The following is a 19,813-nucleotide window of genomic DNA, read 5'->3' as shown; positions in this document are numbered from 1 at the left end:
CATTGATCGACCGTGCGTGATATTGCGGCATGTCGACTGGTCCCGGAGCCGTCGGCCGCGGCCAAATTTCCGACAAACATCGTCACTATGGCCACGCTGACTTCCCCCGATGGCGCGGCCCAGCTCTAACTCAAGAAAACTGGTTGTTGGCATGAAGATTCGCGTCGCGCTCGTTTCCGCACTGCTGGCCGTTTCCGGCTGCACGACGCTGGGCAGGAGCCCTGGCTCCACGGTGGCGCCGCAGCCGGCCGCCACGCCGCAAAGTGACGGCAAGATCGCGACGACGATCATTTCCGCCATGGGAGGCGGCCTCGTCAGCGGATCGATCGGTACCGGTTTGAGCGATCCCGAAAAGCGCAAGGCGCTGGAAGCGGAATACAGGGCGCTGGAGTACACCGCGAGCGGCCAGAAGGTGAGGTGGAAGAGCGATCGGTCGGCGCATTACGGTGAAGTCGTGCCCGCCCAGCCCTATCGTGTCGGCTCGCAGGACTGCCGGCAATACACCCATACAGTCTTTACCGGTGCCGCCGGCACCACCGCGCGCGGAACCGCTTGCCGCAACGCCGATGGCAGCTGGACGCCACTGACATAACAACCGGCCGAATGCTCCGGTTGACATCAATCAAGGACATGCGACGCTCCTGCCGTCAAAGCGTCGCAGGACCCCTGTGTTGGCAGGGCAGGGCTCTGCCGTTATTGGAATAAGCATGCTGTTCTGGGTCATAGCTGCCATTCTCACGCTGGGTGCAAGCCTGGCGGTTCTGATACCGCTGGCCAGCGGCTCGAAGGGTGGTACGGCGAGCAGCGATCATGACCTTGAAGTCTATCGCGACCAGTTGTCCGAGCTTGACCTGGACGTGGCGCGTGGCCTGATCCAGCCGGCGGAGGCCGAAGAGGCGCGTGCGGAGATCGCCCGCCGCATCCTTCGACTTGACAATGCCGCCGACAAGTCAGCGGCGCGGCAGCCGTCAATGGCGACCAGGCTGGTTGCGACGGCCGCGGTCCTGGCGGTTCCGCTGGTCAGTTGGGGCTTGTACAGCCAGCTCGGCTCGCCCGATCTGCCGTCGCAGCCGCTCAGCGAGCGACTGGCCAAGAATCCCGCCGACAGTTCGGTGGAGGAACTGGTGGCACGCGCCGAGGCCCACCTTGCCGCGAATCCGTCCGATGGCAGGGGTTGGGGCGTTCTGGCGCCGGTCTATCTGCGCACGCAGCGGTTTTCCGACGCGGTGACGGCGTACCGGAACGCCATTCGCCTCGACGGCGACAGTGCTGCCCGCCAGGCCGGCCTCGGCGAGGCGATCGCCAGCGCAGCGGGCGGCATAGTCTCGGCCGACGCTCAGGCCGCCTTCGAGGCGGCGCTGAAGCTCGATCCGGCAAATCCGAAGGCCAGCTTTTATCTGGCGATGGGCATGGCGCAGGAAGGCCGCACTGAGCAGGCCACAGCTGTCTGGCAGAAAATGCTAGCGGCCTTGCCGCAGGACTCAGCCTGGCGCGGCGCCGTCGAGCAGGCACTGGCCGAATCCGCCAAGCAGAACGTCGCTTCGGGAGTGCCTGCAAAAGGCCCGGACGCCGCGAATGTCGATGCAGCCTCGTCGATGTCGCCGCAGGACAGGGAAGCGATGATCAACACCATGGTTGCGGGACTTGATGAAAGACTTCGGCAAAACCCGCGCGATGCGGAAGGATGGATGCAGCTTATTCGTTCCTATGTCGTGCTGGGCAAGGCCGATCAAGCACGCGACGCGCTCAATCGCGGTATCGCCGTTTTTGGCTCAGATAGTGAGGAAGCGAAGAAATTCACCGCCTTTGCCATCTCGCTCGGCCTGACGGCGACGGAGTAAAACATGACGCGCAAGCAGAAAAGACTGTCGGTGATCGCCGGAGGGTTGGCCTTCCTCGGTGCCGCCACCGGCCTGACCTTCTACGCGCTCGGCCAGAAGGCCTCCTACTTCTACATGCCCGCCGATCTGACCACCGCCAGCCTGCAGCCTGGGCAGCGTATCAGGCTCGGCGGCCTCGTCGAAAAAGGCACGATCGAGCGCGGTCAGGGGGCTACCGTCGCTTTTTCGGTGACCGACAACCAGAAGCAGGTCAAGGTCACCTACACCGGCATTCTTCCCGACCTTTTTCGTGAGGAGCAGGGCGTCATCACAGAAGGCACGTTTCGCCCGGACGGCGTCTTCGTCGCCGACAGCGTGCTGGCCAAGCACGACGAGAACTACATGCCCAAGGAGGTGGCCGACGGCCTCAAGTCCAAGGGCGTGTGGCAGGAGAGCAAGAGTGACTAAGCAGGTTCCGCAAAAGTGTCTCACGGTTTTGCGGCAAGAACCTGTGGCAAAACAAAAACCTGGCGGGCGCCACAATGGTTGAAACCGGACATTTCGCGCTGGTCCTGGCGTTCGCGCTGTCTTTGGTGCAGACGCTGGTGCCGATGTTCGGCGCGCACATGAACAACCAGAAAATGATGGCCGTCGGCGGTCCGGTCGCGGTGACCGGCTTTACCTTGACCGCTCTGTCCTTCGCGGCGCTGGCCATAGCCTATGCGACGTCTGATTTTTCGGTGGCCAACGTCTGGGACAACTCGCATTCGCTGCAGCCGCTGATCTACAAGATCACCGGCACTTGGGGCAATCACGAGGGCTCGATGCTGCTCTGGGTGCTGATCCTGACCTTTTTCGGCGCCCTCGTCGCGGCTTTCGGCCGCAATCTTCCCGCGGCCCTTCGAGCCAATGTGCTGGCCGTGCAAGGGGCGATCGGCGCCACCTTTTTCCTGTTCATCCTGGCGACATCAAACCCGTTCGCCAGGCTCAATCCGGCGCCGATCGAGGGCCGCGATCTCAATCCGATCCTGCAGGATCTCGGCCTCGCCATCCATCCGCCGCTGCTCTATCTCGGCTATGTCGGCTTCTCGATTTGCTTTTCCTTCTCGGTCGCCGCCCTCATCGAAGGCCGCATCGACGCGTCGTGGGCCCGCTGGGTGCGGCCATGGACGCTGGTCGCCTGGATGTTCCTGACCGGCGGCATCGCCATGGGTTCCTACTGGGCCTATTACGAACTTGGCTGGGGTGGTTTCTGGTTCTGGGATCCGGTCGAGAACGCCTCCTTCATGCCTTGGCTGGGGGGCACGGCGCTGCTCCATTCGGCGATCGTCATGGAAAAGCGCTCGGCCCTGAAGATATGGACACTGTTGCTGGCGATCCTGACCTTCTCGCTGTCGCTGCTCGGCACCTTCCTGGTGCGCTCAGGCGTGCTCACTTCCGTCCACGCCTTCGCCACCGATCCGACGCGAGGCGTGTTCATTCTCTGCATCCTGACACTGTTCATCGGCGGATCGTTGGCGTTGTTCGCCCTGCGCGCCTCGAGGTTGACGGCGGGCGGCCTGTTTCATCCGATCTCGCGCGAAGGAGCGCTGGTCCTCAACAACCTGTTCCTGACCACGGCCACTGCCACCGTGCTGATCGGCACATTGTATCCGTTGGCGGTCGAGGCCGTTTCAGCCGATAAAATTTCGGTCGGCGCGCCGTTCTTCAACCTGACATTCGGACCGCTGATGGTGCCGCTATTGGTCGTGGTCCCGTTCGGACCATTGCTGGCCTGGAAGCGCGGCGACATCTTCGCCGTCGCCCAGCGCCTGATGGCGGCCTTCGCCGCAGCGCTTCTGGCCGTGCTGGTAACGGCCTTGTTCATCGATGGCGCCTCGGTGTTCGCGGCACTTGGCGTCGGCCTGGCCTTCTGGCTGATCTGCGGCGCGCTCACCGATATTGCCGTCAAGTCCGGCTTCGGCACTGTCGCGCCCGGCGTCATGCTCAGGCGCTTCGCCGGCCTGCCGCGTTCGGTCTTCGGCACCGCACTCGCCCATCTTGGCCTCGGGCTGACGACGCTGGGCATCGTCGGCACGCTTTGCTTCGGCACCGAGAAGATCTTGTCGATGCATGCTGGCGAGACCGTGCAACTGTCCGGCCACATGCTGCGTTTCGAAGGGCTCTATCCGGCCCAGGGACCTAACTATAGCGAGGATCGCGGCCGCTTCGCTCTGCTCGGCGCCGATGGAAGCACTACCGCTGTAATCACCTCCGCCAAGCGCTCCTATCCGGTCCGACAGATGACCACGACCGAGTCCGGTATCAAGACGATCGGTTTCAGCCAGCTCTATCTCTCGCTTGGCGATGAGGGGACCGACGGTTCTGTCGTGGTGCGGCTGTGGTGGAAGCCGCTGGTGACGCTGATCTGGGGTGGCGGCCTTGTCATGATGGCGGGTGCCGCGATGTCGCTCATGGACCGGCGCCTGCGCGTCGGGGCACCGTCCCGCCGTCGCAAGTCGGCGGGCGCCGTACCTTCCGCGAGCCTGCTATGACCGCAAGATTTTCACTGGCCTCCTTAGTCTTGCTGCTGACGCTGTTGTTTGCCGGCGCCGCACTTGCGGTGAAGCCCGACGAGGTTCTGGCCGACCCGGCGCTCGAGGCGCGGGCGCGGACGCTTTCGGAGCAGCTGCGCTGCATGGTTTGCCAGAACCAGTCGATCGACGAATCCGATGCCGACCTTGCCCGCGACCTGCGCGTGCTGGTGCGCCAGCGCCTCGTCGCCGGCGACACCGACCGGCAGGTGATAGACTACATCGTTTCCCGCTACGGCGAGTTCGTGCTGTTGAAGCCGCGCTTCAGCCTGCGCAATGCGCTGTTGTGGGGTACGCCGGTGTTTCTGCTCTTTGCCGGCGGGATTTTCATAGTATTGACCGCCCGGTCGCGCCGTTCGACGGCAACCAATGCGTTGACCGCCGAGGAGCAGGCGGAGCTGGACACTATTTTGCACCGGGACTGAAGGCGGCGGCCGCCCGCAAACATTACAAAAGTTTCATGCACCGGAAATGGCGCCGTAATGTGCGCGCCCCTATTTCTCTTGCCCGAGGATGCCGACCGAAGCGCATCCCTTGAAAGAGGATACGAGACCCATGAATATTGCCCCCAATTCAAATCCCCGCACCCGCAAACGCCTGTTGGCTGCCGCCGCTTCAGTGGCCATTGCCGGCGCGATCGGCTTCGGCGCGGTTGCCACCGGGACAGCCCCGGTCCTGGCCGAGGCGGTGCGTGTCGAGGCACCGCAGGTCCCGAGCTTCGCCGACGTGGTCGAGCGCGTTTCGCCGGCGGTCGTCAGTGTCCGCGTCAAAGCCAAGATAGAAACGACCGCCGACGACGGCTCCGACCTGCCCGACGCCTTCGGCAATCTTCCCGACGATCCGCAATTGCGCCGCTTCTTCAGGGAGTTCCGTGGCTTTGGCGATCAGGATGGCCGGGATGGAATGCGGCGTTTCGAACGCCGTGACCGCCAGCCGCGGCCGGTCGCCCAGGGTTCCGGTTTCTTCATCTCCGAGGATGGCTACCTCGTCACCAACAACCATGTCGTCGGAGACGGCTCGTCCTTCACGGTGGTGATGCATGACGGCAAGGAACTCGACGCCAAGCTGGTCGGCACAGATCCTCGCACCGACCTCGCTGTGCTCAAGGTCGAAGGCGACGGCAAGTTCACCTATGTCGACTTCGCCGACGATTCCAAGGTTCGCGTCGGCGACTGGGTCGTGGCCGTCGGCAATCCGTTCGGCCTCGGCGGCACGGTCACCGCCGGCATCGTCTCGGCCCGTGGCCGCGATATCGGCGCCGGCCCCTATGACGACTTCATCCAGATCGACGCCTCGGTGAACCGCGGCAATTCGGGCGGCCCGACCTTCAACCTCAACGGTCAGGTTGTCGGCATCAACACCGCGATCTTCTCGCCGTCCGGCGGCAGCGTGGGCATTGCCTTCGACATTCCCGCCTCGACGGCCAAGCAGGTCGTGCAGGATCTGATGAAGGACGGCACCGTCCAGCGCGGCTGGCTTGGCGTCGAGATCCAACCGGTCACCTCAGAAATCGCCGAATCGCTCGGGCTGAAGTCCGATAAGGGTGCGCTCGTTTCCAGCGCGCAGGAGGATGGTCCCGGCAAGAAGGCCGGCATCACCGCCGGTGACGTCATCACTCAGGTGGACGGCAAGGACGTCGCTTCGCCGAAGGAACTCGCCCGTCTGATCGGCGCCTACCAGCCCGGCAAGCCCGTCGACGTCACGCTGTGGCGTGACGGCAGGAGTGAGACCGTCAAGGTCGATCTCGGCACGCTGCCTTCGAGCGACAAGCAGGCTTCGGCCAACCAGCAACCTTCCGCTTCGGCAAAGGCCGATACGCTGGCCGATCTCGGTCTCACCGTCACCAGGTCCGACGATGGCAAAGGGCTTGTGGTAACCGATGTCGATCCCGACAGCGATGCCGCCGATCGCGGCATCCAGCCCGGCGACGTCATCACCTCGGTCAATTCGACGGAGGTCAATGGCACCGACGACGTCGCCAAGGCCATGGCCGATGCGGTGAAGTCGGGCCGAAAGGCGGTGCTGATGCAGATCACCCGCGACGATAGCAACCGCTTCGTCGCGCTGCCTGTCGCCAAGGGCTGAGGTCCAAATCTTCCGGTGCGGCGGTTTCAAACACCCCCGAGCCGCCGCACGGGAAAGCACGGGGTTTGAATACATTAGTTAGTCAGTCATCGTGTTCCGCCCCAGCGGCAGCCGGCGATGGGAGCCCGCTGCCGCTCGAACAAAGCATGATGGCATGTCAAACAACAAAGCAGGTCGCCCAAAAGCCCGCCTCGGGCTTGATCCCGGGCTTGATCCGAGGGTGCCGGCGGCTCGGCGTCAGCGACATTCCAAAACAAAGACTTACTGCGTATCCTTGAATCACTTTGTTCGCGAAACGCCCTGATGAAGGCCCACGATACATATGCCGGCCACTCAATCTTCCAGCGAAATCGCGTATAACGGTCCCATGAAGATTCTCGTCATAGAAGACGATCGCGAAGCGGCCGATTACCTCCAGAAAGCCTTTACCGAGGCCGGACACACCGCCCATGTCGCCGGCGACGGCGAAACCGGCTTCGCGCTCGCTGACTCCGGCGACTATGACGTGATGGTCGTCGACCGCATGCTGCCGCGCCGCGACGGCCTGTCGGTCATCGCCGGTCTGAGATCCAGGGGCAACACGACGCCGGTGCTGATCCTGTCGGCGCTCGGCGAAGTCGACGACCGGGTCACCGGCTTGCGAGCCGGTGGCGACGACTATCTGACCAAGCCCTATGCCTTTTCCGAGCTTCTGGCCCGGGTCGAGGTGCTGAACCGGCGCGCCAGCGCCAGGGAAGCCGAAACCCTCTACCGGGTCGGCGATCTCGAGCTCGACCGGCTCTCTCATTCGGTGCGACGCGCGGCGCGCGAAATCACGCTGCAGCCGCGCGAGTTCCGCCTGCTGGAATATCTGATGCGCCATGCCGGCCAGGTGGTGACGCGCACCATGCTGCTGGAAAATGTCTGGGACTATCATTTTGATCCGCAGACCAACGTCATCGACGTTCACGTCTCGCGGCTGCGCGGCAAGATCGAGAAGGGCTTCGACAAGCCGATCCTGCACACGGTTCGTGGCGCCGGCTATATGCTCAAGAGCGGGTAGCATGGCTCTTTCCATGCCGGCCATCATGAAGACGACGGCAGCGCGGCTTTCGGCGCTCTATCTCCTGCTGTTCGCCATATGCGCGGTGCTACTCGTCTTCTACATGACTTCGCTGTCTGCACGCATGCTGACCGGCCAAACGCAAGAGACCATCAACGACGAAGTGCTCGGCCTCGCACGGGCCTACCAGCGCGGCGGCTTGCCGCTGCTGGTCCGCGTGGTCGAGCAGCGCTCCCGCCAGCCCGGCGCCAATCTCTATTTGATCGCCGACACCAACGGCCAGATCCTGACCGGAAACGTTCAGAGCCTGGAGCCTGGCGTTCTCGAAGCCGAGGGCTGGACGACGGAGCCGTTTTCCTACCGGCGCTTCGGCGAGGGCGAGCTCGAGCGGCAACGCAACCCGGTGGCCGACCCAAACGAACCCAGTCAGAGCGAAGTCCAAGTCGAAGGCGAGAAGGGCCACAACGCCATCGCGCTGGTGCTGCGCCTGCCAAACCAGATGATCATGCTCGTCGGCCGCGATCTCGGCGAGCCTGAGCGGTTCCGCGCCGTCATCCGTCGCGCCTTGATGCTGGCGCTCGGCATGATGGCGCTCGGCGGGCTCCTGATCTGGTTCTTTGTCGGCCGCGCAGCGCTGAAGCGCATCGACATCGTATCGGAAGCCAGCCGCCGTATCATGGGCGGTGACCTCTCCGGCCGGCTGCCGGTCACCGGGGCCGGCGACGAGTTCGACCGGCTGTCGGAAAACCTCAATTCCATGCTGGCCAGGATCGCCACGCTGAATGAAGGGCTGAAGCAGGTCTCCGACAACATCGCCCACGATCTGAAGACACCGCTGACCAGGTTGCGCAACCGTGCCGAAGCGACGCTTTCCGGCAAGCACAGCACTACCGACTACCGCCAGGCGCTGGAAGGGACGATCGCCGAGTCCGACCAGCTGATAAAGACCTTCAACGCCATCCTGATGATCTCCAGGTTGGAGGCGGGCTATTCCTCCGAAAGCACCAGCCGGGTCGATCTGGCCGCGTCCGTGCACGATGTCGTCGAGCTCTACGAGCCGGTGGCGGAGGAGGCGGGGGTGACACTCGAGACCTCGGGTCAGGATGGCTTCGCCGTCGAGGGCAATCGCGAGCTGATCGGCCAGGCGCTATCGAACATCGTCGACAACGCGATAAAATATTCGATCGATTCGAACTCCAAGCCGACCGTCCGCGTGGCGCTCGATCGCGTCGGCAGGGAAATCAGGCTTTCCGTCACAGACAACGGCCAGGGGATTCCCGACGATGCCGATCGCGCCAGGGCAACCGAGCGTTTCGTGCGGCTGGAGAAAAGCCGATCGCAGCCGGGTTCCGGCCTGGGCCTCAGCCTCGCCAAGGCAATCATGACATTCCACAATGGACGGCTTGATCTTCTGCCCGCCGATCCCGGATTGTCCGTCGTCATGAGTTTTCCCGAACGGGAGGATCGCTGATGGCGGTGAGGGCGGCTGGGGAACAGACCAACTGGCTTTTGAAGCCGGCGGCAAAGCTCGCTCCCCTGGATCAAAACCGCGCCAGGCGGGAATTGTCGGAAATCACTTCCGCCGCGCAGGAAGACGGGCTTACCCGGCTCGCGAAATTTCTCGCCGGCAAGGGCGCCAGTCAGGAGTTCCTCGCGGCAGTGTTCGATCTGTCGCCATTCCTGCGGGGCACCGTGCGCCGCCGCCCGCAGATCCTTGATGCGCTTTTCGATGAGACCGTCGAGACCCGGTTGGCGATGATCGGCGCCGCGATCGACAAGGCGGCGCGGGCGGAAGGCATTTCTGAAAACAGCCTGATGATGGAGCTGCGGCAATGGAAAGCGGAAGCGCATATCCTGATCGCGCTGGCCGACCTTTCAGGCGAGGCTGAAACTGCAATCACAGTACGGCGGCTGAGCGATCTTGCCGACGCCTGCACCCGCGCTGCTGTCGACTTCCTGCTTCGCGACGCGCACGGACAGGGCAAGCTCAAACTTTCGGACCCCGAGGATCCGGCGCGCCGGTCGGGCTGGATCCTGCTCGGCATGGGCAAGCTTGGCGCGCATGAGCTGAACTTCTCCTCCGACATCGACCTCGTCGTTTTCTTCGACCCGCAGGCGCCAGCCGTCGTCGATCCGCTCGATGCGACGGAGTTGTTTTCGCGCCTGACCCGCCGGCTGGTCCGCATTCTCCAGGACCGCACCGAACACGGCTATGTTTTCCGCACCGACCTCAGGCTTCGTCCCGATCCCGGTTCGACGCCGCTGGCGATCCCGGTCGAGGCGGCACTGCGCTACTACGAGGCGCGTGGCCAGAACTGGGAGCGCGCGGCCATGATCAAGGCGCGTCCGGTGGCCGGCGATCTCGCCGCCGGTGCTGCGTTCCTGAAGGACCTCCAGCCCTACATCTGGCGCAAATACATGGACTACGCGGCGATCGCCGACGTCCATTCGATCAAGCGCCAGATCCACGCCCACAAGGGCCACGGCGAGATCGCGGTGAAGGGCCACAACGTCAAGCTCGGCCGCGGCGGCATTCGCGAGATCGAATTCTTCGTCCAGACCCAGCAGCTCATCGCCGGCGGCCGCTTCCCCGAGCTGCGCGGCCGCGAGACCGTGCCGATGCTTGGCCAGCTTGCGGCACGCGGCTGGATTACGGCCGATGCGCGCGACGCGCTCGCTCGGCAATACTGGTTCCTGCGCCGTGTCGAGCATGCCGTCCAGATGGTCGCCGACGAGCAGATCCATATACTGCCGGAAGATGACGAAGGGCTCGAACGCATTGCCCGAATGCTCGGTTTTGCCGATGCGGCCGTCTTTGCCGAGGCCTTTCGCGCCGCACTCCATCAGGTCGAACGTCACTACGCAGCGCTTTTCGAAACCGCGCCCGAGCTTTCGGCTGGCATCGGCAATCTGGTCTTTACCGGCGATGTCGATGACCCCGATACGTTGCGGACCCTGCAGAGACTGGGATTTCAGCGGGCGAGCGACATCTGCCGGGTTATCCGCGGCTGGCATTTCGGCCGCTATCGCGTCACCCAGTCGGCCGAGGCGCGCGAGCGGCTGACCGAACTGACGCCGGCGCTGCTGCAATCCTTCGGTCAGACGCGCCGGGCGGACGAGGCGTTGATGCGCTTCGAAGAATTCCTCGCCGGCCTGCCCGCCGGCATCCAGCTCTTCTCGCTGCTCCAGTCCAATCCGGCTCTGCTGAAGCTGCTGGCGACGATCATGGGCGCGGCCCCCCGGCTGGCCGCCATCATCACGCGCCGGCCGCACGTGTTTGACGGCCTGCTTGATCCGGCCCTTTTGACCGAACTGCCGGACCGCGCCTATCTGTCCGGCCGTCTCGCCGCCTTCCTCGAAGGCGACAGAGACTATGAGGACGTGCTCGACCGCTTGCGCATCTTTGCGTCCGAGCAAAAATTCCTGATCGGCGTCAGGCTGCTTGCCGGCTCGATCGATCCGGCCCGCGCCGGCCGCGCCTTTTCCGATCTGGCCGATCTCACCATCGAAGCGGCGCTGCAGGCGGTCATCGCCGAGTTCGCGCTGCGCCACGGTCGCATCGCCGGCGGCACCGTTGCGCTGCTCGGCATGGGCAAGCTCGGCAGTCGCGAATTGACGGCCGGCTCCGACGTCGACCTTATCCTGCTCTATGATCACGACACCGATGCCGAAGAATCCGATGGCGACAAGCCGCTCGCCCCATCCCACTATTACAGCAGGATGACGCAGCGGCTGATATCAGCCGTGTCCGCGCCGACCGCCGAGGGCGTTCTCTACGAGCTCGACCTTCGCTTGCGGCCGTCCGGCAACAAGGGGCCGGTGGCGACCCATGTCGATGCCTTTAAGAAATACCAGCGCAAGGACGCCTGGACATGGGAACACATGGCGCTGTCCAGGGCTCGCGCGATCGGTGGCGATCAAACGCTTTGCACCGAGGCCGAGGCCGAGGTGGCGGCGGTGCTTGCCCTGCCGCGCGACAGCGCCAAGGTGATGGCCGAGGCGTCCGAGATGCGCACGATGATCGAGAAGGAGAAGCCGCCACGCGATCTCTGGGACCTCAAGCTGATTCCGGGCGGTCTCATCGATCTCGAATTCATCGCGCAGGTGGCGGTGATCACGGGAAAGGTCGAAGCCGGCCGCCGAATCACCGGGACGGCGGAAGTCCTGTCGAGGCTGGCGCCGGATTTCGCTGAGGTCCAGGTCAGACAAGAGCTTTGCGATGCTTATGCGCTTTATCTGGCGCTGACCCAGATGACGCGGCTCTGCATCACCGGCGTATTCGAACGGGACGACGTTCCGCCGGGGCTTTCGGATCTGCTTCTGGCGGTTACCGACCTGCCGGATTTCGGTGTACTGGAAGCGCACCTCAAGGAGACATCTCAAAAGGTCAGAAAGGATTTCGACCTTTTGCTTCGTGCGAAACGATCATGACGTTACAACGCCAAACGGCTGTTTCGAAAAGCATCGGGGGCGCTGTCCGTTCGGCGTTTCCGAAAGTTCCAACCGCTCACGACAACAGAGAGTCAGGCGGCGGCCCTGACCGGCTGCGTCGACTTCTTGATCGGAATGCGCACCGACACGATCGTGCCGGTGCCTTCGGTGGAGCGGATTTTCAAGGCGCCGCCCTGAAGCTCGGCCAACGAGCGTGAGATGGCAAGGCCAAGGCCGGAACCGGCATGGCTCTTGGAAAACTGGTTCTGCACCTGTTCGAACGGCCGCCCGAGCTTGCTCAGCGCCTCCTTGGGGATGCCGCAGCCATTGTCTTCGATCGTCAGGACCAGAGCACTGGACGTGTTGCGGGCCCTTACCGCAATGCGGCCGCCCTGGCCGGTGAATTTCACCGCATTCGACAGCAGGTTAATGATGATCTGCTTGATCGCCCGGCGGTCGGCGAACAGCGTCAGTGAATCGGGGATGCGCGTTTCGACGGTGATCGACTTTTCCGCTGCCTGCAGCGAGATGACGCGCACCGTTTCCCTCATCAGCGGACAGAGGTCGATTTCCTCCTGATCCATCGAGAACTGGCCGGCCTCGATCTTCGACATATCGAGGATGTCGTTGATGACGCCCAGAAGATATTTGCCGCTGCCGTTGATGTCGGTGGCATATTCCTCGTAGCGCGGCGAACCCAAGGGCCCGAACAGCGCCTGTTCCATCAGCTCCGAGAAGCCGATGATCGCGTTGAGCGGCGTGCGCAATTCATGCGACATGTTGGCCAGGAACTCGGATTTGGCCCGGTTCGCCGCCTCGGCGCGCTCGGTTTCCTTCATGTATTTGCGATTGAGCTCGACCAGTTCGCGCGACCGCTCTTCCTCCGCCCGGCGGGCAAGGCTGAGATCGTGGATCGTCGCCATCAGCCGGCGCTCGCTGTCGACCAGCTTCTCCTGGTGCAGCTTGATCTGGGTGATGTCGGAGCCGACCGAGACGGTGCCGCCGTCCCTGGTCCGCAGCTCGTTCACCTGCAGCCAGCGGCCATCGGCAAGCTGCCGCTCGAAGGTCACGCCGCCTTGCTGCCCGTTGGTGTTGGCAAGCCGGCGCTCCGAAGCGAAGGCAAGCATGCGATCTTCGAGAACGGCGCGCGAGGCACCTGGCATCACGTCGCGATCCGACAGACCGTTGTCCTGCTGGTACTTGGAATTGCACATGATCAGGTGCTGGGCGGAATCCCAAAGCACGAAGGACTCGTTGATGTTTTCGATGGCCGTTCGCAGGCGAAGATCCGCGGCCTCGGAGCGCAGCGCCAGGTGCCGCTGCTCGGTGACGTCAACGGCGATGCCGATCAGCTGGATCTCCGGCGCTTCCGGGTCGATCACCTGCGCCCTTGCGCGCATCCACACCCATTGTCCGTCGGCATGGCGCATCCGGAACACCTGGTCGATGTGATCGATCTCGCGGGCGACGATTCTGTTGGCGAGCTGGAACAGGTCGCCGTCCTCGGGATGGATGATCTCGTCGACCTCGCCGAACGACAGCATTGCGTCGCAGGGCTCATAGCCCAGCATGTCGTACATCGAGCGCGACCAGTACATCTTGCCGCGCACCATGTCCCAGTCCCACAGGCCGCAGCGGCCGCGCACCAGCGCCATGTCGATGCGCTGGTGCGCTTCGAGATAAATGCGGTCGGCCGCCTGGGCGCGCGCCGCCTGGCCGAAATAGGCGTAGAGGATGACGATCAGTACGCCGGCTGTCAGCACGAACAGCGTGACGTTGAGCGAAACAGTCTTGCGCCAGGTGTAGAAGACCGCATCCTGCGGAACGAGCGCTGCGGCAGCACTGTTCCTGCCGTTTGTCAGGCTCACCGCCGCATACCAGTCCTGGCCGCCGATTCTGACCTCCATCACCCCGGCGCGGTCGCCGAACATGAACAGCGGCTGACCGCCCTGGGCGATGGCGTCGAGCGACCGCCCTTCCCAGCCGGTCGATTGCGGTGACACGGCAACGATCTTGAACGCGCTGTCGGTGACCGCAAGCACGTGGCTTCGGCCCATCGCGCCCTGACGGCTGATGCCCTCCAACAGGTCCTGCGTCGCGCCAGGCGTTGAGCCCAAGTTCGCATCCACGCTAATCGAACTGGCCAGTTGGCCTGCCGCGAGCGAGAGGATCGCCTTGGCGTCGCGTTCCACGTCGTCACGCTCGTTCATCAGCGACAGGAACCGCAGCGCCGCGATGACGACCAGGAAAATGATGATGAGGGCCGGTATCGATCGGCGCAACAATGGCTCGGCTGCCAGAAGCCGTCGGTAGGCGGGTTCGGCGATGAGCCGCGCGTTGCCGGCGAGACCATCGCTTCTCGCCTCACGCCGCTCAAAAGCTGTCCCTCCGGGCGCGCCCCACGCGTCCGCCATAAATGGCTCTCCCCGATTTTAAATCTGCTTGATGATCCGGCGACGCCGCACTTCCGAATCTTCAGCTAAAGAATCAAAGGTGATTCGGCTTGTCCATAGGCGCGGCGAAAAAAGATTAAAAATCGACTAAAATAGTTCGGCGCCGACTTTCCCTCCCCCTTGAGGGGAGGGTGGCCCGTAGGGCCGGGAGGGGTCCCCGGCGAAGCGCTCCACCTTTTAAATCAAAGGTCGGGGCGGGTGGCGTCGGTCGAGGCCGCGTACTGCCGCAGTGACCCCACCCTTCCATCCGCCTTCGGCGGCTGTCCACCCTCCCCTCAAGGGGGAGGAAACCCTCACGCCAGCGTGCGCTCGACGATGTCCCGCAAATCGGCCGATAGGTTCTCGGCATTGGAGATCGAAAGCAGCGCTTCCCTTGCCTTGGCATGCCGGGCAGGTTCGAGCGAGCGCCATGATCTGAGTGCTGTCGCCAGCCGGGCGGCCAACTGCGGATTGCGCTTTTCGACCTGCAGGACCGTTTCGACGAAAAACCTGTAGCCTTCGCCGTCGGCGCGATGGAAGCCGGTCTGGTTGGCGCTGGAAAACGTGCCGACGAGCGAGCGCACCCGGTTCGGGTTGGCCATCGAGAAGGCCGGATGGCTGGTCAGGGCGCGCACCGCGTAAATGGTTTGCGGGCCGGGCACGCTGGCCTGGATCTGGAACCATTTGTCCATCACCAGCGGATCGGTCGTATATTTCGCTTCGAAGTCGGCCAGCGCCTTGACCGTCTCGGGCGAACCGCTGTGGCGGAGCGCAAGCACGGTCAGTGCGGCGGCGCGGTCCGTCATGTTGGTCGCGGACTGGAAATGCCGGGCCGCAAGCGCCGCACCTCCCGGCAGCAGCGACACGTAGTCGAGCAGGATGTTGCGCAGCGCCCGGCGCCCGGCGCTCGTCGCATCCGGACTGAAAGCGTCCTTGTCGGCCAGTCGATGGTAGAGGTCGGAGAATATCTCGCGGTTGGCCTCGGCGATCGCGGCCGTCAGCGCCTCGCGGGCGGAGAAGATGGCATCGGGATCGATGTTCTTGCCGATGTCGCGGGCGATATCGGCTTCGCTCGGAAGCGCCACAGCCAGCGCCCGATAGGCCGGTTCGAGTGTCTCGTCGCCGGCTATTTTGCCGGCAAGCCCGGTCAACCGTGATGCGAAACCGGGCTGCTGGCCGTCAAGGACCTGGCGGAAGGCTGATATCAGCGCCTCGGTCAAAAGCGTGTTGAACGCCTGCCAGCGCGAGAAGGTATCGTTGTCATGGCCGGCAAGGAAGAACTGATCGTCGGCCTTCTGCTCGACTGAAAGCGTCACCGGCGCCGAAAAGCCGCGATTGAGCGACATCGCCGGGCGCTCGCCAACGCCCGAGAAGCGCACCATGTGCCGGCGCCTGCGGATATGGATGACGCCGTCCTCGACGCTGGCGCCCTCGACGCCGCTATAGGCTATCGCTTTGCCGTCGGTGCCGACTAGGCTGAAGGCAAGCGGAATATGCATCAGCCGCTTGCGGCTTTCGGACGGCGTCGGCGGCACCGACTGCTCGATCTCGAGCGTGAACTCCTGCGCTGCCGCATTGTGCGTCGAACTGATCGTCAGATTGGGCGTGCCCGCCTGATGGTACCAGAGCGAAAATTGCGAGAGGTCGCGGCCGGACACATCTTCGAACACCTTGATGAAGTCCTCGATCGTCGCAGCCTCGCCGTCATGACGCTCGAAATAGAGATCCATGCCGGCCCGGAACGTCTCGCTGCCGAGAATGGTACGGATCATGCGCACCACTTCCGAGCCCTTTTCATAGACTGTCGCCGTGTAGAAATTGTTGATCTCGCGGTAGCGGCGCGGCCGCACAGGATGCGCCAGCGGTCCCTGGTCTTCGGGAAACTGATGTGCCCGCAATGTGCGCACTTCGGCAATGCGTTTCACCGCTCGCGAGCGCTGGTCGGCGGAGAATTCGTGATCGCGGAAGACCGTCAGCCCTTCCTTCAGGCAAAGCTGGAACCAGTCGCGGCAAGTGATTCTGTTGCCAGTCCAATTGTGGAAATACTCATGCGCGATGATCGCTTCGATATTGGCGAAATCGGCGTCCGTGGCGGTCTCCTGGTCGGCCAGCACATATTTGTCGTTGAAGATGTTGAGGCCCTTGTTCTCCATCGCGCCCATGTTGAAGTCGGACACGGCGACGATGTTGAAGACGTCGAGGTCGTATTCGCGGCCGAACGCCTCCTCGTCCCATTTCATCGACCGTTTCAGGGCGTCCATGGCATAGCCGGCGAGCCCCTCCTTGCCCGGCTCGACATAGATGCCGAGCTCGACCTTCCGGCCAGACAACGTGACGAAGCTGTCCGCCACCTTGCCGAGAGCGCCCGCCACCAGGGCGAACAGATAGGACGGCTTGGGGAAGGGGTCGTGCCAGACTGCGTAATGCCAGCCGTCGGCAAGTTCGCCACTGCCAGCCGGGTTGCCGTTGGAAAGAAGCAGTGGCGCCTCGTGGTGCCGCGCCTCGATGCGCACCGTATAGACGGACAGGATATCGGGACGGTCGAGAAAATAGGTGATGCGCCGAAAGCCCTCGGCCTCGCATTGCGTGCAATAGACGTTGCTGGAGCGATAAAGGCCCATCAGGGCTTCGTTGTGCGCCGGCGCCAACTCGGTTTCGATCAGGAGTTGGAAGCGGGATGCTGCGGGCAGCGTGGTGATCGTCAGCTGATCGGGCGTGGCAAGAAAATCTGCCGGCGTGAGTGTCCGGCCGTCGATTGCGAGGCGGCTGAGCGTCAATCCATCGCCGTCCAGCACCAGTGGCACTGACGCCGCGACACCGTCGCGGCGTTCGACCGTCAGCACGGCGATGACGCGCGTGGCTTCTGGTGACAGGCGGAAAGTCAGGCCGGTTTTCGGAATGAGATAATCGGTGGGGCGATAGTCTTCGAGCTTGAAGACCTGGCCGGTGTCCGTGCGCATTCCGTGGGGTTTCCTGTCGATTCCCGCAGCGGCAGGTGGGTCCGCTGGTCTAAGAAATTTGAAGCACGCGCTCTTTACACGAAACCGTCACTCGACAAAACTGGCGCAGTGCCTATTTCAGGCACTCGTTCTCCCATCATCATCGCGAGGCATTCATGACTGTCGTCACACCGAAATTCGGCATGGGCGCCTCTGTGCTGCGTCGCGAGGACCAAGCCTTCATCAAGGGTCTCGGTCGCTACACGGACGACATCCAGCCGGCTGGCCTCCTGCACGGCTACGTCCTGCGATCGCCGGTGGCCAAGGCAAGCTTCACCATCGGTTCGACCGAGGCGGCCAAGGCGGCACCTGGCGTCCATCTGGTGCTGACTGGTGCGGACCTTGCTCATCGCGGCAAGCTGAAATCCGGCGTCATGCAGAGGCAGCCGGACGGCACCAAGGCGCCGACCCGCGACATTCCGGTCCTTTGCTGCGACCGAGTCAATTATGTCGGCGACGCCGTTGCCTTCGTCGTCGCCGACAGCCGCACCCTGGCGCAGGACGCGGCCGAATTGATCGAGGTCGATTACGAGGCCGAGGATGCCGCGTCCGGCACCGCCACGGCGCTTGACGAAGGCACGCCGCTGGTCTGGCCGGAACTCGGCTCCAACCGTGCCTTCAGCTACCACATCGGCGACCAGGCGAAGACCGCGGCGGCATTCGCCAGGGCGGCGCATGTCACCCGCATAGAGTTCATCAACAACCGGCTGGTCTGCAACTACATCGAGCCGCGCTCGGCGATCGGCGAGTGGAACACGCAAGAGAATCGCTTCGTGCTGACCACGGGCTCGCAGGGCGTGCATTCCATGCAGTACATCCTGGCCGATGTGTTCAAGATCAGGAAGAACCAGCTGCGCGTCATCACGCCTGATGTCGGCGGCGGCTTCGGACCGAAAAGCTTCGTCTATCGCGAACATCCGCTGGTGCTCGAGGCCGCCAGGCGCCTTGGCCGCCCGGTGAAATGGGCCGGCGACCGCACCGAGCATTTCCTCACCGATGCGCAAGGCCGCGACAATGTCGTGACCGCTGAGATGGCAATGGACAAGGACGGCCGCTTCCTCGGCATGAAGGTCGATCTTCTCGCCAATATCGGCGCCTATGTCTCGCAATACGGCCCATTCATCCCCTATATCGGCGTCACCATGTCGACCGGCGTCTACGACATCCAGGCGCTCGATGTTTCGGTGACCGGCCTCTACACCAATACCTGCCCGGTCGATGCCTATCGCGGTGCCGGCCGCCCGGAAGCAGCATTCCTCCTGGAAAAGCTCGTCGACGCCTGCGCCCACGATCTGGGCTTGCCAGTCGAAGAGATCCGCCGGCGCAATTTCATTCGGCCTGAGCAGTTTCCCTATCGCACGCAGACGGACCGCCTCTATGATACCGGCGAATTCGCAGGCCATATGGACCGGGCCATCGAAGAGGCGGAGTGGCGGGCGTTTCCGGAGCGGCTGGCGCAGTCGAAGGTGGCCGGCAAAATCCGCGGCATCGGCATGGCGACCTATATCGAGGCCTGTGCCTTTCCGGGCTCTGAACCGGCCTTTGTCGAATTGAACGGCGACGGCACGGTGACGCTGAAGATCGGCACCCAGACCAACGGGCAGGGGCACGCGACGGCTTATGCGCAGTTCCTCTCGGAAAAGCTTCATCTCGACATCGACAAGATCCATGTCCGCCAGGGCGACACCGACGAACTGAAAGCCGGCGGCGGCACCGGCGGCTCGCGCTCCATACCCCTTGGCGGTGTATCAGCTTCTCGCGCGGGCGAGGATCTGGCCAACAAGATCAAGCGCATCGCAGCGGATGAGTTGGAAGCCTCGGCCGGCGACATCGAATTGTCCAACGGCGTTGCCCGCATCGTCGGCACCGACCGGATGATCGATTTTTCGGCCATCGCCAAGGCCGCCAAGAACCCGGACGATCTCAAGGGCTTTGGCGAATTCGCGCAGGACGAATGCACCTATCCGAACGGCACCCACATCTGCGAAGTCGAGATCGATCCCGACACCGGCATGACGGAGATTGTCCGCTATACGATCGTCGACGATTTCGGCGTCACCGTGAACCCGATTCTGCTGGCCGGCCAGGTGCATGGCGGCGTCGTCCAGGGCATCGGCCAGGCGCTGACGGAGAACACCGTCTATGACGACGACGGGCAGCTGTTGACGGCGAGCTTCATGGATTACGCCATGCCGCGCGCCGACGATTTCCCGTTCTTCCATTTCGAGACCCGCAACGTGCCCTCGACCACCAATGCACTTGGCATCAAGGGAGCAGGCGAGGCGGGCACGATCGGAGCAACGCCGGCCGCGCTCAACGCGGTGACGGATGCGCTCTATCGCGCCTACGGCATCAGGCATATCGACATGCCGGCAACACCGGCGCGCATCTGGGCAGCGATCCAGGAAGCAGCTGCTAAGTGAACCCGACG

Annotated in this window: 12 protein-coding genes; 10 read left to right on the top strand and 2 right to left on the bottom strand. The window is 63.5% G+C overall.

Translation table 11 applies throughout. The features are described from left to right. The first annotated feature begins 151 nt into the window (after window positions 1-151). From CIT31_RS17770 to CIT31_RS17730, 9 genes are all read left to right on the top strand, one after another. Window positions 152-592, top strand: a complete 441-nt coding sequence (locus tag CIT31_RS17770; protein WP_029354590.1) for a hypothetical protein — start codon at window positions 152-154, stop codon at window positions 590-592. A gap of 115 nt (window positions 593-707) precedes the next feature. After that, window positions 708-1,841: a c-type cytochrome biogenesis protein CcmI gene (gene ccmI / locus CIT31_RS17765; RefSeq protein WP_095519677.1), complete on the top strand. Its 1,134-nt coding sequence runs from the start codon at window positions 708-710 to the stop codon at window positions 1,839-1,841. A gap of 3 nt (window positions 1,842-1,844) precedes the next feature. Continuing rightward, window positions 1,845-2,288, top strand: coding sequence for a cytochrome c maturation protein CcmE (gene ccmE, locus CIT31_RS17760; RefSeq protein WP_065010432.1), 444 nt, complete (start codon window positions 1,845-1,847; stop codon window positions 2,286-2,288). A gap of 74 nt (window positions 2,289-2,362) precedes the next feature. Then, the gene (locus CIT31_RS17755) at window positions 2,363-4,354 is read left to right on the top strand and encodes a heme lyase CcmF/NrfE family subunit (protein WP_095519676.1); all 1,992 of its coding nucleotides are present in this window, start codon (window positions 2,363-2,365) and stop codon (window positions 4,352-4,354) included. Beyond that, window positions 4,351-4,818, top strand: coding sequence for a cytochrome c-type biogenesis protein (locus CIT31_RS17750; RefSeq protein WP_029354584.1), 468 nt, complete (start codon window positions 4,351-4,353; stop codon window positions 4,816-4,818). The genes CIT31_RS17755 and CIT31_RS17750 overlap by 4 nt, the downstream gene beginning before the upstream one ends. A 130-nt stretch (window positions 4,819-4,948) precedes the next feature. After that, the gene (locus tag CIT31_RS17745) at window positions 4,949-6,478 is read left to right on the top strand and encodes a DegQ family serine endoprotease (protein ID WP_095519923.1); all 1,530 of its coding nucleotides are present in this window, start codon (window positions 4,949-4,951) and stop codon (window positions 6,476-6,478) included. A 367-nt stretch (window positions 6,479-6,845) separates the two neighbouring features. After that, window positions 6,846-7,520 carry a response regulator transcription factor gene (locus tag CIT31_RS17740; RefSeq protein ID WP_029354580.1) on the top strand — a complete coding sequence of 225 codons (675 nt, stop codon included), beginning with the start codon at window positions 6,846-6,848 and terminating at the stop codon, window positions 7,518-7,520. Window position 7,521: 1 nt separating this feature from the next. After that, complete coding sequence (locus CIT31_RS17735; protein WP_095519675.1) at window positions 7,522-8,991, top strand: sensor histidine kinase; 1,470 nt, start codon at window positions 7,522-7,524, stop codon at window positions 8,989-8,991. Then, window positions 8,991-11,951, top strand: coding sequence for a bifunctional [glutamine synthetase] adenylyltransferase/[glutamine synthetase]-adenylyl-L-tyrosine phosphorylase (locus CIT31_RS17730; protein WP_095519674.1), 2,961 nt, complete (start codon window positions 8,991-8,993; stop codon window positions 11,949-11,951). The genes CIT31_RS17735 and CIT31_RS17730 overlap by 1 nt, the downstream gene beginning before the upstream one ends. A gap of 92 nt (window positions 11,952-12,043) precedes the next feature. On the opposite strand, the gene CIT31_RS17725 is transcribed toward CIT31_RS17730, so the two are convergent. Together CIT31_RS17725 and pepN are read right to left on the bottom strand one after the other, a co-directional pair. Beyond that, window positions 12,044-14,365 (bottom strand): PAS domain-containing sensor histidine kinase, encoded by a 2,322-nt coding sequence (locus CIT31_RS17725; protein ID WP_095519673.1) that lies wholly within the window; start codon window positions 14,363-14,365, stop codon window positions 12,044-12,046. A 332-nt stretch (window positions 14,366-14,697) separates the two neighbouring features. Next, a complete protein-coding gene (gene pepN / locus CIT31_RS17720; protein ID WP_095519672.1) occupies window positions 14,698-17,343 on the bottom strand; it encodes an aminopeptidase N in 2,646 nt (881 codons plus the stop codon). Window positions 17,344-17,498: 155 nt separating this feature from the next. On the opposite strand from pepN, the gene CIT31_RS17715 reads away from it, so the two are divergent. Continuing rightward, entirely contained in the window at window positions 17,499-19,805 is a 2,307-nt protein-coding gene (locus CIT31_RS17715) for a xanthine dehydrogenase family protein molybdopterin-binding subunit (protein WP_095519671.1), read from the top strand. The last annotated feature ends 8 nt before the right edge of the window (window positions 19,806-19,813 follow it).

It is taken from the genome of Mesorhizobium wenxiniae, from assembly GCF_002284535.1.
In the GTDB taxonomy this organism is placed as follows: Bacteria; Pseudomonadota; Alphaproteobacteria; order Rhizobiales; family Rhizobiaceae; genus Mesorhizobium; species Mesorhizobium wenxiniae.
The sequence above is the reverse complement of the archived record's forward strand: the minus strand, read 5'-3'. Positions and strand labels throughout refer to the sequence as shown.